Annotated in this window: 15 protein-coding genes; 4 read left to right on the top strand and 11 right to left on the bottom strand. The window is 33.2% G+C overall.

Translation table 11 applies throughout. The features are described from left to right. Nucleotides 1-34: 34 nt before the first annotated feature. The 5 genes from BUE22_RS08345 to BUE22_RS08365 form a co-directional block, all read right to left on the bottom strand. On the bottom strand, nt 35-544 hold the full coding sequence (locus BUE22_RS08345) for a DUF2480 family protein (RefSeq protein WP_042564764.1): 510 nt from the start codon (nt 542-544) through the stop codon (nt 35-37). A gap of 75 nt (nt 545-619) precedes the next feature. Further along, complete coding sequence (locus tag BUE22_RS08350) at nt 620-943, bottom strand: SUF system Fe-S cluster assembly protein (RefSeq protein WP_053472865.1); 324 nt, start codon at nt 941-943, stop codon at nt 620-622. Nucleotides 944-1049: 106 nt separating this feature from the next. Then, nucleotides 1050-1472, bottom strand: a complete 423-nt coding sequence (locus BUE22_RS08355; RefSeq protein ID WP_042564762.1) for a SufE family protein — start codon at nt 1470-1472, stop codon at nt 1050-1052. Nucleotides 1473-1474: 2 nt separating this feature from the next. Continuing rightward, complete coding sequence (locus BUE22_RS08360) at nt 1475-1900, bottom strand: hypothetical protein (RefSeq protein ID WP_042564761.1); 426 nt, start codon at nt 1898-1900, stop codon at nt 1475-1477. A 12-nt stretch (nt 1901-1912) separates the two neighbouring features. Further along, a complete protein-coding gene (locus BUE22_RS08365; RefSeq protein WP_073394557.1) occupies nt 1913-3127 on the bottom strand; it encodes an aminotransferase class V-fold PLP-dependent enzyme in 1215 nt (404 codons plus the stop codon). A 220-nt stretch (nt 3128-3347) separates the two neighbouring features. Between BUE22_RS08365 and BUE22_RS08370 the strand changes: the two genes are divergently transcribed. Further along, nucleotides 3348-4697 (top strand): serine hydrolase domain-containing protein, encoded by a 1350-nt coding sequence (locus BUE22_RS08370; protein ID WP_073394558.1) that lies wholly within the window; start codon nt 3348-3350, stop codon nt 4695-4697. A gap of 2 nt (nt 4698-4699) precedes the next feature. Next, a complete protein-coding gene (locus tag BUE22_RS23840; RefSeq protein ID WP_073394559.1) occupies nt 4700-5071 on the top strand; it encodes a hypothetical protein in 372 nt (123 codons plus the stop codon). A gap of 112 nt (nt 5072-5183) precedes the next feature. Here BUE22_RS23840 and sufD read toward each other — a convergent pair whose 3' ends face one another. The 5 genes from sufD to BUE22_RS08400 all read right to left on the bottom strand — a co-directional run bounded on the left by sufD (nt 5184) and on the right by BUE22_RS08400 (nt 9668). After that, the gene (sufD, locus tag BUE22_RS08380; RefSeq protein WP_042564757.1) at nt 5184-6500 is read right to left on the bottom strand and encodes a Fe-S cluster assembly protein SufD; all 1317 of its coding nucleotides are present in this window, start codon (nt 6498-6500) and stop codon (nt 5184-5186) included. Between the two features lie 65 nt (nt 6501-6565). Beyond that, nucleotides 6566-7312 carry a Fe-S cluster assembly ATPase SufC gene (gene sufC / locus BUE22_RS08385; protein ID WP_042564756.1) on the bottom strand — a complete coding sequence of 249 codons (747 nt, stop codon included), beginning with the start codon at nt 7310-7312 and terminating at the stop codon, nt 6566-6568. 12 nt (nt 7313-7324) lie between these two features. Next, on the bottom strand, nt 7325-7813 hold the full coding sequence (locus BUE22_RS08390) for a flavodoxin family protein (protein ID WP_042564755.1): 489 nt from the start codon (nt 7811-7813) through the stop codon (nt 7325-7327). 7 nt (nt 7814-7820) lie between these two features. Next, complete coding sequence (sufB, locus tag BUE22_RS08395; protein WP_042564754.1) at nt 7821-9269, bottom strand: Fe-S cluster assembly protein SufB; 1449 nt, start codon at nt 9267-9269, stop codon at nt 7821-7823. A 69-nt stretch (nt 9270-9338) separates the two neighbouring features. Continuing rightward, on the bottom strand, nt 9339-9668 hold the full coding sequence (locus BUE22_RS08400) for a HesB/IscA family protein (protein WP_035686721.1): 330 nt from the start codon (nt 9666-9668) through the stop codon (nt 9339-9341). 368 nt (nt 9669-10036) lie between these two features. Here BUE22_RS08400 and BUE22_RS08405 point away from each other — a divergent pair, with 368 nt between their 5' ends. Beyond that, a complete protein-coding gene (locus tag BUE22_RS08405) occupies nt 10037-10960 on the top strand; it encodes a hypothetical protein (protein ID WP_073394560.1) in 924 nt (307 codons plus the stop codon). Nucleotides 10961-11186: 226 nt separating this feature from the next. Continuing rightward, on the top strand, nt 11187-12044 hold the full coding sequence (locus tag BUE22_RS08410; protein WP_073394561.1) for an MBL fold metallo-hydrolase: 858 nt from the start codon (nt 11187-11189) through the stop codon (nt 12042-12044). A gap of 75 nt (nt 12045-12119) precedes the next feature. Here the strand turns inward: BUE22_RS08410 and BUE22_RS08415 are convergent, their stop codons facing one another. Beyond that, on the bottom strand, nt 12120-12809 hold the full coding sequence (locus tag BUE22_RS08415) for a fibronectin type III domain-containing protein (RefSeq protein WP_073394562.1): 690 nt from the start codon (nt 12807-12809) through the stop codon (nt 12120-12122). Between the last annotated feature and the right edge of the window lies 1 nt (nt 12810).

Here is a 12810-nt window from a genome sequence, read left to right on the forward strand (position 1 = left end):
GAAAAGTTAAGGATTTATTAAGCGGAAAAGAAAGTTATTTCTTAGATTCTTTGTATAAAGGTACCGCAGAACATGCTTCTCCGTACATAATACTTCTGGCAAATGGCTGCAAATATGTAGTCGCCAAAATATAAGCACGCATAGGAACAGGTTTTCTGGAACAGCCTTTTACAATTACGGGTTTGTTTTTGTATGCCGAATAATCTATTGTAGGTAAAATTTCTTCGTATAAACTTCCGTCAAGATCTTCGATAGTTCCGTTAACTACTTTTTTGGCATAAGGAGCCAATTGTACTGCCACTAAAATTAAAGCCCAAGCTGGAATAATAGCATCTGTACTGCAATGAACAGCAACGTATTGATCCTGATATTGCGACCAATCATGATTTTTTAAATGCTCTCTAAAGTCTTTTTCTTTCAATAAAAAACCTTCTAAAAGCCATTGTGAAATATCGATTTGCACACGATGTCCTTTTGGATAATAATCCTCAAGATCAAAAACTTCCAAAGCGCTATTAGCGACTTTATTGATAATTTCTTCCATATTAAAAGTTAGTTTCAGGTTTCAAGTTTCAGGTTCCGTAATGTGAACCCTGAAACTTGAAACTTGGAACATTTTTTAAAGCATTCCTAATTCTAATTTTGCTTCTTCGCTCATTAAATCTTTACTCCAAGGCGGATCAAAAGTAATTTCAACATCAACATCTTTAATATGTTCTATTGTTTTTACCTTTTCTTCCACTTCTCTCGGTAAACTTTCGGCAACCGGGCAGTTTGGAGATGTTAACGTCATTAAGATTTTTACTTCATAATCTGTATTCACCATTACATCGTAAATTAATCCTAATTCGTAAATATCAACAGGAATCTCAGGATCATAAATGCCTTTTAAAACTTTTACAATTGATTCTCCTAATTCGTTTGTGTCTATTTCTTGTTCCATAATTTTGTTTGTATTTTTCGCCACGAATTCCACTAATTTCTCGAATTAAGCATTGTTGTCAAATTAAAAATTCGCGCTAATTCGTGAAATTCGTGGCAAAAGAAATTTAGTTATTTTTTGCATTAAACGCCAGAGCGTACATTTTGATGTTTTTAATCATCGATACCAAACCATTTGCGCGAGTTGCCGATAGATGTTCTTTTAAACCAATTTCATCAATAAAATCAGTATCTGCATTGATTATATCAGCAGCTTTTTGATTAGAGAAAGTGCGAATCAAAATTGCGATAATTCCCTTTGTTAAAATGGCATCACTATCAGCAGTAAAAACAATTTTATCACTGTTTTCTTCGCCGTGTAACCAAACTTTTGATTGACAGCCTTTGATTAAATTCTCGTCGGTTTTATATTTTTCTTCGATTAACGGAAGACTTTTTCCTAATTCGATGATGTACTCATAACGCTGTACCCAATCATCAAACATCGAAAATTCATCTATTATTTCGTTTTGTATTTCTTTTATTGTCATAATTATTCTTTCGTAAAATCAGTCAGCAAATTAACCAGTTTCTCAATTTCCTTTGGAGGAAAACCATTGTCAAAACCTTTAGTTTCGTATGTTTTCTGATTCTGGGTTATTTTTAAATTTCCAATTGCAGCACCGTCGTAAAAACGTTTTTCAGTTGGTGCTTTTAAATTTGGAATGCTATCTAAATTTATTTTTTCAAATTCGGAAACAATTTTGTTCCACTTTGCAGTATCTATTTTGCTTTCTACAGCTTCTCCACCTCTGGTGTTTGTGATTGAAACGGTTTGATTTTTAACTACTACTGTTTTGTATAACCCTCGAGAAACAGCTGAATATTCTATTTCGGTTGATGTCATATCTGCTTTTTTTTGGCTTGAACAACCAGTTCCAATACAAATAACTAAGAGCAATAAAGATATTATTTTCATAAAAATGTTTTTTTAGCTTAACATGGTTTGTGCTTTCTTAACGGCTTCTACCATTTGGTCAATTTCTTCCTTTGTGTTGTAAAATGAAAATGAAGCACGAATGGTTCCCGGAATACAGAAGAAGTTCATAATAGGCTGTGCACAATGATGACCGGTTCTAACGGCAATTCCTAATTTATCGATAATCGAACCAATATCGTATGGATGAATTCCATCAATATTAAACGAAACTACCGAAGCTTTATTTTTTCCGGTTCCGTAGATTTTCAAACCTTCAATTTCAAGTAAACGTTTTGTAGCGTACTCTAAAAGTTCGTTTTCGTAATGTTGGATATTTTCAAAACCAATATTATTTAGATAATCTACAGCAGTTCCTAAAACAATTCCTCCGGCAATATTTGGAGTTCCGGCTTCAAATTTATGAGGAAGATCGGCGTAAGTTGTTTTCTCGAAAGTCACTTCTTTAATCATTTCACCGCCACCCTGATAAGGAGGCAATTTATTTAACCATTCTTCTTTTCCGTATAAAATTCCGGTTCCGGTTGGGCCACACATTTTGTGTCCGGAAAAAGCATAAAAATCACAATCTAATTCCTGAACATCAGGTTTTAAATGCGGAACAGCCTGTGCACCATCAATTAAAACTGCAGCGCCAACTGCATGTGCTTTATCAATAATATATTTGATAGGATTGATGATTCCTAATGCGTTCGAAATATGATTTACCGTAACAATTTTTGTTTTTTCAGAAAGTAAAGCATCAAAAGCTTCGATGATTAATTCTCCGTTTTCATTGATCGGAATAACTTTTAAAATGGCACCTGTTTTTTCGCATAACATTTGCCATGGCACAATATTACTATGATGTTCTAAAGACGAAACAATAACTTCGTCACCCGGTTTTAAAATAGAGGCAAAACCGTTGGCTACTAAATTGATTCCGAATGTTGTTCCCGAAGTAAACAGTACTTCGTGAGCAAATTTTGCATTTATATGGTCTTTCACTTTGCCACGAGAAATCTCGTAAGCGTCAGTAGCTAATTGACTTAATGTGTGAACGCCACGATGAATGTTGGCGTTTATTTCCTGATAATATTTGACTTCGGCATCAATCACAATTTGTGGTTTTTGCGAAGTTGCTCCGTTGTCGAAATATACTAATGGTTTTCCGTTTACTTTTTGTGTAAGAATTGGAAAATCAGCTCTTATTTTTTGAATATCTAGCATGTCTTATTTAGAAAAAATCTATTTACAAAAGTACTAAAACTAAATTGGTTTCTCCATTAAAACTATAATTTCCTTTTATGGTACCATCGATTGCAGGAGTAAATAGCAATTATGTAATTTTAGTTCTAATTTTTTAATTATATGAAATGTAATTCAAAATTGACTCCTAAAATCGTGACCATAAATTAATTATATTGCATTAAAAATAGTTGCATCATTTATGAAAAAATTTCTAAAATTACTCGTTCTCGTTTTAGTTCTCGCATTTCTGTATTTCGGATTTACAACTTATCCAAAACTGGATTTAATTTCCGGCTTTTCAGCCAAAAGTATTGCTTCGGGGCATTTTATTGATAATCGTTCGAAAGAATTAATCGAAAAAACCGACAATGATATTGACATGATTGATTTGGCGACAAATTCAATTAACGATGCCGGAAAGTTTGCGATTTCTAATGTTTATGGTTTAAAAGAAAGAAAGGCAATTTACAGAGAAGGTCTGGGGGCGACTTTGATTAATGATGATTACGATGTTTCAAAACCTTATTTATTACCAAAACGCACAAAATTAGTTAATAATCTTCCTTTTCCTTACGGGAATAATGAGCCAAAAGACACTACGTTTTCAAATGTAGATTATTCGAAATTAAAGAGCGCTGTAGAAAATGCATTCGACAAAATAGGAGGGAAATCAAAACGTACACGAGCGGTTGTAGTTTTATATAAAGATAAATTGATTGCCGAAAAATACGATACCGGTTTTAATAAAGACAGTAAAATTTTAGGCTGGTCGATGACAAAAAGCATTACGAGTTCAGCTTTTGGAGTGCTTCAAAAACAAGGGAAAATAGACATTTATAAATCGGCACCAATTACAGAATGGCAAAATGACGATCGCAAAATTATCACGATAAATGATTTGCTTCACATGAATTCCGGTTTAGAATGGGAAGAAAATTACAGCACGATTTGCGACGCCACAAAAATGCTTTTTCAGGCTGAAGATATGGGAAAAGTACAAATGGACAAACCAGCTCAGTTTAAGCCAAATACACATTGGAATTACTCATCTGGAACTACTAATTTATTATCCCGAATTTTAAGAAACCAGTTTAAAACACAACAAGAATACCTTGATTTTTGGTACAGCGCCGTAATCGACAAAATCGGAATGAATTCGATGATAGTTGAACAAGATATGAGCGGAACTTTTGTAGGTTCATCTTACGGATGGGCAACGCCACGTGACTGGTCAAAATTTGGATTGTTATATCTAAGAAAAGGAAATTGGAACGGGGAACAAATTCTTGACGAAAGTTGGGTAAAATACACAGCAACACCAACAAATACTTCTGAAGGAAAATATGGAGCGCAGTTCTGGCTAAACGCTGGGGGTAAATTTCCAGATGTTCCGCGTGATATGTTTTATTGCAGTGGTTACCAAGGACAAATGGTGGCGATTATTCCGTCTTTAGATATGGTAATTGTGAGAATGGGAGTTAGAGAAGGTGATAAGAGTTTTGATTTTAATGGTTTTTTGAAAGAGGTTATTGAGAGTGTGAAGAAATAATTATGAAATATAAGTTAAATCACGAAATTACTTTTTTATATTGTTTAGCCTCTAAAATAATTTTTATAGGTTCATTAGCATTTTTGATCTATAGTATATGTATTACTGAAACTTCTGCTTTTCTTTTCTGTATGATATTCTCTTTGTTTATGTTCTTTTTAATGCAAAGATTCAAGAAGTTTAAATTGATAGAGTTTGATGAAAAAAGCATTTATTTTGATGAGATAAAAATAGATTTAAAAGATATAGACAAGATTAATATGGGAAAAATTATATTCAAAACGAATTTTGAAGAAGAACCAATTGATTTTTTTTATTCTCCTGTTAGTAATAATTTTAATTTACTAAAAGCTTTTCATCAAAAACAAATTTAACCACAAAGAGACTAAGTAAAAAGCGCAAAGTTCGCAAAGTTTTGTAATAAACCTTTGCGAACTTTGCGTAATTCTTTGCTCCCGATAGCTATCGGGATTGCGGTAAAATCTTTTACAAATCAAATCCTAAATTCACACCCAATTTCATGGCAATGATTTTAGTAATTCTTTGTTTTAATTCCGGTATTTTAATGCTTTCGATAACGGCATTTGAGAATGCGTACATCAATAAAGCTTTTGCTTCTTTTTTAGGAATACCACGAGATTGCATGTAGAACATTGCAGTTTCATCTAATTGTCCAACAGTACAACCATGAGAACATTTTACGTCATCAGCAAAAATTTCCAATTGTGGTTTTGCATTGATAGTTGCTTTGTCACTCAATAAAATGTTATTGCTTTTTTGGAAAGCATTTGTTTTTTGAGCTTCTTTTTCTACCAAAACTTTTCCGTTGAAAACTCCTGTTGAACGATCAGAAAATATTCCTTTATAATCCTGAAAACTTTCGCAATTTGGCGTTGCGTGGTTTACCAAAGTATAATGATCAACGTGCTGTTTGTCATTTAAGATAGAAATTCCGTTAAGCGTACTTGTCAATCTTTCACCAAAATGATAAAAATTTAAGTTGTTACGCGTAAGATTTCCTCCAAATGAAAAAGTATGTACATAAGCGTGACTTTCTTGTTGTTGAGAAACATAAGTGTTGTCAACTAAATTAGCTTCGCTATTATCGTTTTGAATTTTGTAATAGTCAACAATCGCGCGTTTTTGAGCAAAAATCTCTGTAACCGAATTGGTTAAAACTGGATTTTCGTTTAAACTCTGATGACGCTCTATAATTTGAACATGTGAATTTTCACCCACAATAACCAAATTTCTTGGCTGAACCATTAACGCAGCTTCATTTCCTGTTGAGAAATACATGATCTCAATTGGTTTATCAGCTACTTTCTTTTGCGGAATATTGATAAAAGCTCCTTCAGATGCAAAAGCAGTATTTAACGAAGTCAAGCTGTCATCTTTGCTTGCAATTTGGTTGAAGTACGTATCAATAACCATTTTATATTTTGGTTTGGTCAATGCCGATGACATCAAACAAACATCGATTCCGTCATGTGTTGTAGAAGACAAATGCGAACTGAAAACACCATCGATAAACACTAATTTATAAGTGTCGATTTCGTGTAAAAAGTATTTTTTTACCTGATTAAATTCAATTGCATTTTCCTGCTTAGGAAAAACCGTAAAGTCATTTTTTAAAATGGCGTTTAGCGATGTATATTTCCAAGCTTCTTCTTTTTTGGTTGGGAAACCTTTATTTTCGAAGTTTTTTAAGGCATTTGTGCGTATGTCATGCAAATCTGAATGTACATCGACACGCTCTTCAAAAGCCATAAAAGACGATACTAATTTTTCTTTTAAATCCATTTCTGTAGTTATGAGTTATGAGTTATAAGTTATGAGTTTTGTAAACTGTAAACTGTAACTGTAAACTAGTTTTCTGCTTTAATCCAGTCGTATCCTTTTTCTTCCAGTTCGTAAGCCAATTCTTTTCCTCCTGATTTTACGATTCTTCCGTTGTAAAGAACGTGAACGAAATCCGGAACGATATAATCTAACAAACGTTGGTAGTGTGTGATAACTATAATTGCGTTTTTCTCGCTTTTCAATTTGTTAACTCCGTTAGCCACAATTCTTAAAGCATCGATATCAAGACCAGAATCGGTTTCGTCAAGGATAGCTAATTTTGGTTCTAACATTGCCATTTGAAAAATCTCGTTTCTTTTTTTCTCTCCTCCTGAAAAACCTTCGTTTAATGAACGAGACAAAAATTTACGATCGATTTCTAATAATTCAGATTTCTCACGAATTACTTTAAGCATTTCGTTAGCTGGCATTTCTTCCTGGCCGTTTGCTTTACGAGTTTCGTTGATTGCAGTTTTCATGAAGTTTGTAACGCTAACTCCAGGAATTTCTACAGGATATTGAAACGAAAGGAAAACTCCTTTGTGTGCTCTTTCTTCTGGAGCAAGATCAGCAAGATCTTCTCCGTCAAGGAAAACTTGTCCGTCTGTAACTTCGTAGTTTTCGTTTCCGGCAATTACAGCCGAAAGTGTACTTTTTCCAGAACCGTTTGGTCCCATGATGGCGTGTACCTCGCCAGCTTTAACTTCTATATTAATTCCTTTTAGGATTTCTTTATCACCAATTGAGGCGTGAAGGTTTTGTATTGATAACATTGTTTTTTTATTTTATATAAATGTCAATTCTATTTTTGTTGTTTGGTTTAAGATATTAGCATTAAAATGCGCGTGTCCTAAATATTCCATGCCTAAATAATCAGCTGATTTTTTGAACGGAATGTAAAAACTTTCCTCAATTTCATCGTCGTGAGAATTTGAGATCACGCCAATTTTCTTTCCTCTAAGCTTTCTTCCGGTTTCTTTTTCAATTCGAATTAAATCCGAAAAACGATCAAAGAAAACCTTCATAATTCCACTCATATTATACCAATATATTGGCGTTGCAAAAATTAAAGTGTCATAATTTTCGATGATACCTTTTATTAAAGGAAAAAAATCATCTTCTCTGTTTTTGCTTTCGTAATCGTAATAGGAAATATTAAAATCACTCAAATTAATTACTTCTATTCCGTGTTCTTTAGAAATTTCGTCTACAATTTTTGTTGTATTTCCGTTTTTTCTTGATGAACCTAAAATGATGACTGTTTTATTTCCCATCTTGCAATTATCCAACAGATCCTTCTAAAGAAATCTCTAATAATTTTTGAGCTTCAACAGCAAATTCCATTGGTAATTTGTTCAATACATCTTTACTGAAACCGTTTACAATTAAGGCAATCGCTTTTTCAGTCGGGATACCTCTTTGGTTGCAGTAAAACACCTGATCTTCTCCAATTTTACTTGTCGTTGCTTCGTGCTCTATTTTTGCCGATGGATTTTTACTTTCGATATAAGGGAAAGTATGGGCTCCACAATTGTTCCCCATTAAAAGAGAATCACATTGCGAAAAGTTTCTTGCATTCTCAGCTCTTGGGCTAATCTGCACTAATCCACGGTAACTGTTTTGTGATTTACCAGCCGAAATACCTTTAGAAATAATAGTCGATTTAGTGTTTTTTCCTAAATGGATCATTTTAGTTCCTGTATCGGCTTGTTGGTAATTATTGGTAACGGCGATTGAATAAAATTCTCCTACCGAATTGTCTCCTTTTAATACACAAGAAGGATATTTCCACGTTACAGCAGAACCGGTTTCTACTTGTGTCCATGAAATTTTAGCGTTTGTTTCGCATAAACCTCTTTTGGTTACGAAATTGTAAACACCACCTTTTCCTTCTTTGTTTCCTGGGAACCAGTTTTGAACTGTAGAATATTTAATTTCTGCATCATCCAAAGCGATTAATTCAACTACAGCAGCGTGCAATTGGTTTTCGTCACGACTTGGAGCAGTACAGCCTTCAAGGTAAGAAACGTAACTTCCCGCATCTGCGATTACAAGAGTTCTTTCGAATTGTCCTGTTCCTGCCTGATTAATTCTGAAATACGTTGAAAGTTCCATTGGGCAACGAACGCCTTTTGGAATATAACAGAAACTTCCGTCAGAGAAAACTGCTGAGTTTAATGCTGCGTAGAAGTTGTCTTTTTGAGGTACAACAGTTCCTAAATATTTACGAACCAATTCCGGATGTTCTTTTATTGCTTCAGAAATTGGACAGAAAATAATTCCTTTTTCTCCCAAAGTTTTCTTGAAAGTAGTTGCCACAGAAACAGAATCGACAACAATATCCATAGCGACATTGTTCATCATTTTTTGCTCATCGACAGAGATACCTAACTTTTTGTACATTTCTAAAAGCTCAGGATCTACATCATCTAATGTTTTTGAAGGATCTACTTGTTTTGGTGCAGAATAATATGAAATTGCCTGAAAGTCAGGTTTTTCATAATGAACATTTGCCCATTCCGGTTCGATCATTTCTTTCCAGGCACGAAAAGCCTCGATGCGCCAGTCGGTCATCCATTGTGGCTCTTCTTTTTTAAGAGAAATTGCTCTTACGATATCTTCGTTTAAACCAATAGGAAAAGTCTCAGACTCAATATTGGTATAAAATCCGTATTCGTATTCTTTGGTTTCGAGTTCGATTTTTAAATCGTCTTCAGTATATTTTGACATTTTTTAGTTTTTTAAAACGCTTTAAAAAGAAATTCAAATCGTTTAAATTTGTGCTTAGATTCTTTTAATTTATAGTGAAAAAGATTCACCGCAACCACAAGTTCTGCTTGCATTTGGGTTATTAAATACAAATCCTTTTCCGTTTAACCCTCCTGAAAATTCCAGAATTGTTCCGGCTAAATATAGAAATGATTTTTTTTCAACTGCAATTGTTATGTCGTTGTCTACAAATATTTTATCGTCGTCGCCTTTCGTTTTATCAAATTTTAAATCATATGACAAACCAGAGCATCCACCGCTTTTCACACCTACGCGTACGTAATCGTGAGCGGCATCAAAACCATCATCACTCATCAAGTCGATGATTTTCTTTTTGGCTGTATCAGAAACTTTTATCATTGTTTATGGTATTTGTTTTTCCTTCATTTTAATTTGCATTTAAAAATGGTAATGAATTTATTACATTTTAAAGTGCTGTATTTCAATGTTGAAATTAAATTATCTGCAAAGATACGACTTAAAAACCTTTTTCCATAACGCTTCACATTATTATAACAAATGTTAAAATAGATAATAGTTATTTTGTGAAATCAATTTGTTCTCAAGGTATATTTTCATTTGTTTTTTAAAAATTGTGAAAAAAAGAAAAAATGATGTTTTTGTAAGATTTACTTATCAATTATTCTGATAAAATGTTAAAAATGGGTATTTATACGCATTGCAGGTTGTTAATTATAGGATATTTTTGCAGAAAATTGTGAGTAATTATGAAAAAACAGAATAAAAACAATTGGTTTAAAGTTCTTTTGGCAATCTTCTTAGTTTTTGGGCTAGGGTCTACGCTTTTTATTTTAAGTAAAGAATCATATGAAATTGTAGAGAAACCTATAAAAAGAAGAAGTGATGAAGCCTTAAGATTGAGCCTTGAGGCACTTGCGCAAAAGAATATTTTAGATTCTTTAAATACTTTAAAACTAGCTTACGATGTAGCGATTCTCGAAAAAACAGCTTTATCTCAGGAATTGGAGCTGGAAAAAATAAAGGTAGAAAACTTAATCGAAATTCTAAAAATTTCCAGAAATCCATCTACTTTACAAATAGAGGTTTATCGTAAGCAATTATCAGATTTAAAAAATTCATTAGAATCTAAGATTGTAGAAATTTCAAATCTAAAATCTCAGAATAAAAATTTATTAACTGAAATTGAGAGTCAGAATGTTGTAATGTACAAGCAAAAAGCTGAAAATGATACTTTAATTTCTAAACAAAGAAAGTTAGAATCAATTTTAAAAGATGCTTCAAAGTTATCTCTAAATGGATTTAAGGTGGTAGCTCTTCGTGAAAAAAAATCTGGAAAAGAGCTTGAAACAGACAAAGCTAAAAATACTGATAAACTTAAAGTAAGTTTTTCTGTTAACGGAAATTCTGCTGCCAAAACAGGAAAAAGGGTTTTTTATGTTCAGGTTTTAGATCAGAAAAACAAAGTTCTGGGCGAAAATAAATTGGTTGAATTTGACAATGATAAAGCACTTGTTTACAGTTTTATTGTAGCGGTAGATTTTCAGGGAAAACCTGCAAATGTTTATGGAGTTTTAAATTCTTATGATTATGATTTTCAAAAAGGAACTTATTTTGTCAACTTCTTCGATAAACAAGAAATTATGGGAAGTTCTTCGATTACGCTTGAATAACTGATTTTGGGCCACAGATTAAACATATTTTACTGATTTACACAGATTCTTTTTAATTAACTAAGCTTTATAAGCCTTTCTGAGAATAAAAAAACACAGTGAAAATCAGCAGAACCCGTAAAAATCTGTGGATAATTTTATATATGCCTGAGAATATTATGATTGAATGCTTAGCATAAGGAGATTGGATTTCCTAGTTTTGTTTTTCAATTAGAAAAATACTCTTATGAAACTTTACCCGATAGAATCCGGAAATTTTAAATTAGATGGTGGTGCTATGTTTGGTGTTGTACCAAAAACAATTTGGAACAAAACGAATCCTGCCGATGCCAATAACTTAATTGATATTGCAGCGAGATGCTTGCTTATTGAAGACGAAAATCGCCTGATTTTGATTGATACCGGAATGGGAGACAAACAATCTGAAAAGTTTTTTGGTTATTATTCACTTTGGGGTTCACATTCTATAGATAAATCGTTGGCAAAATATGGTTTTCACCGAGATGATATTACGGATGTTTTTATGACACATTTGCATTTTGACCATTGTGGAGGAAGTGTTCAGTGGAATTCGGACAGAACGGGATATAAGTCAGCGTTTAAAAATGCCAAATACTGGAGCAACGAAAACCATTGGGAATGGGCAACAAAACCGAATGCTCGTGAAAAAGCTTCTTTTTTATCAGAGAATATTTTACCAATGCAGGAAAGTGGACAATTGAATTTTATTGAAAGACCAAATACTGATTTTGGACATTCAAAGGAATTAGGATTTGACATATTTTACGTTGACGGTCACACCGAAAAGCAAATGATTCCACATATAAAATACAAAGACACAACAATAGTTTTTTGTGCCGATTTATTGGCAACAGCCGGCCATATTCCGTTACCGTATGTAATGGGTTATGACACAAGACCTTTGTTGACAATGCCCGAAAAATCGAAGTTCCTGAACGCAGCTGCAGATCATAATTACTATTTATTTCTGGAACACGATGCACACAATCAGATCATAACGGTAGAACATACCGAAAAAGGTGTTCGATTAAAAGAAGTTTTTACTTGCGAGGATATTTTGTAAAGAAATTTAAAACATAAAAAAAATCCCATTTTCAAATTCATGAAATGGGATTTTTTAGTTTATAATTGTAAATGGTTAGTTGGTTTTAAACTTCCAAACCTGACCAATAGTTTCTCCTCCTTTATTATCTTTTACAACAACTTTCCAGAAGTATTCTTTTGTGGCTTCAAGCGTAACAGCGTATGAGGTTGAACTTGTATTCTCGCTTACTTTTGCTGTAGGAGGATTTGTTGTTCCAAAATACACATCATAAGATAGAACATCTGTAGCGTCAACATCCGTAGCTTTCCACTGTAAAGTGGCAGTTGCTGTAGTTAATACTAGATTTATTGATGGTTCAACCAATTCAGGGGCAAAAGGCAAATGATTAACTACAGCTTCGCCAGAAGTATAAAGTTTAAAAGTGGATGAAAAAATGCTTGACAAGCCTTTACTGTCAGTTGCTTTTATTCTCCAATAATGAGCAGTATTTTTGTCTAATGTAATAGATGTATTATTTGTTGCAACTTCAACTGTTTTTACAATTTGTGAGAATGAATTATCTTTTGCAACCTCAACGCGATACGTTATAGCGTCGTTATTAGCATCTGAAGAAGCATTCCATTGAAAGCTAACGGTATTGTCTACACATAATTTATTATCTGTTGGAGCAACTAAAGTGGGTACAGTTGGCGCTTCATTTTTAGGGGTTTCAGGGTCATCGCTTCCGCCACCACAAGCTGAAACAAGCAAACTAATGATTGATAAGTATATAAAATTCTTCATT

This window comes from Flavobacterium pectinovorum, assembly GCF_900142715.1.
Classification (GTDB): domain Bacteria; phylum Bacteroidota; class Bacteroidia; order Flavobacteriales; family Flavobacteriaceae; genus Flavobacterium; species Flavobacterium pectinovorum.

What these genes read in the sequence shown, in the direction of transcription:
- BUE22_RS08345 (WP_042564764.1), bottom strand. Translation starts at nt 544, where the DNA reads ATGGAAGAAATTATCAATAAAGTCGCTAATAGCGCTTTGGAAGTTTTT.
- BUE22_RS08350 (WP_053472865.1), bottom strand. Translation starts at nt 943, where the DNA reads ATGGAACAAGAAATAGACACAAACGAATTAGGAGAATCAATTGTAAAA.
- BUE22_RS08355 (WP_042564762.1), bottom strand. Translation starts at nt 1,472, where the DNA reads ATGACAATAAAAGAAATACAAAACGAAATAATAGATGAATTTTCGATG.
- BUE22_RS08360 (WP_042564761.1), bottom strand. Translation starts at nt 1,900, where the DNA reads ATGAAAATAATATCTTTATTGCTCTTAGTTATTTGTATTGGAACTGGT.
- BUE22_RS08365 (WP_073394557.1), bottom strand. Translation starts at nt 3,127, where the DNA reads ATGCTAGATATTCAAAAAATAAGAGCTGATTTTCCAATTCTTACACAA.
- BUE22_RS08370 (WP_073394558.1), top strand. Translation starts at nt 3,348, where the DNA reads ATGAAAAAATTTCTAAAATTACTCGTTCTCGTTTTAGTTCTCGCATTT.
- BUE22_RS23840 (WP_073394559.1), top strand. Translation starts at nt 4,700, where the DNA reads ATGAAATATAAGTTAAATCACGAAATTACTTTTTTATATTGTTTAGCC.
- sufD (WP_042564757.1), bottom strand. Translation starts at nt 6,500, where the DNA reads ATGGATTTAAAAGAAAAATTAGTATCGTCTTTTATGGCTTTTGAAGAG.
- sufC (WP_042564756.1), bottom strand. Translation starts at nt 7,312, where the DNA reads ATGTTATCAATACAAAACCTTCACGCCTCAATTGGTGATAAAGAAATC.
- BUE22_RS08390 (WP_042564755.1), bottom strand. Translation starts at nt 7,813, where the DNA reads ATGGGAAATAAAACAGTCATCATTTTAGGTTCATCAAGAAAAAACGGA.
- sufB (WP_042564754.1), bottom strand. Translation starts at nt 9,269, where the DNA reads ATGTCAAAATATACTGAAGACGATTTAAAAATCGAACTCGAAACCAAA.
- BUE22_RS08400 (WP_035686721.1), bottom strand. Translation starts at nt 9,668, where the DNA reads ATGATAAAAGTTTCTGATACAGCCAAAAAGAAAATCATCGACTTGATG.
- BUE22_RS08405 (WP_073394560.1), top strand. Translation starts at nt 10,037, where the DNA reads ATGAAAAAACAGAATAAAAACAATTGGTTTAAAGTTCTTTTGGCAATC.
- BUE22_RS08410 (WP_073394561.1), top strand. Translation starts at nt 11,187, where the DNA reads ATGAAACTTTACCCGATAGAATCCGGAAATTTTAAATTAGATGGTGGT.
- BUE22_RS08415 (WP_073394562.1), bottom strand. Translation starts at nt 12,809, where the DNA reads ATGAAGAATTTTATATACTTATCAATCATTAGTTTGCTTGTTTCAGCT.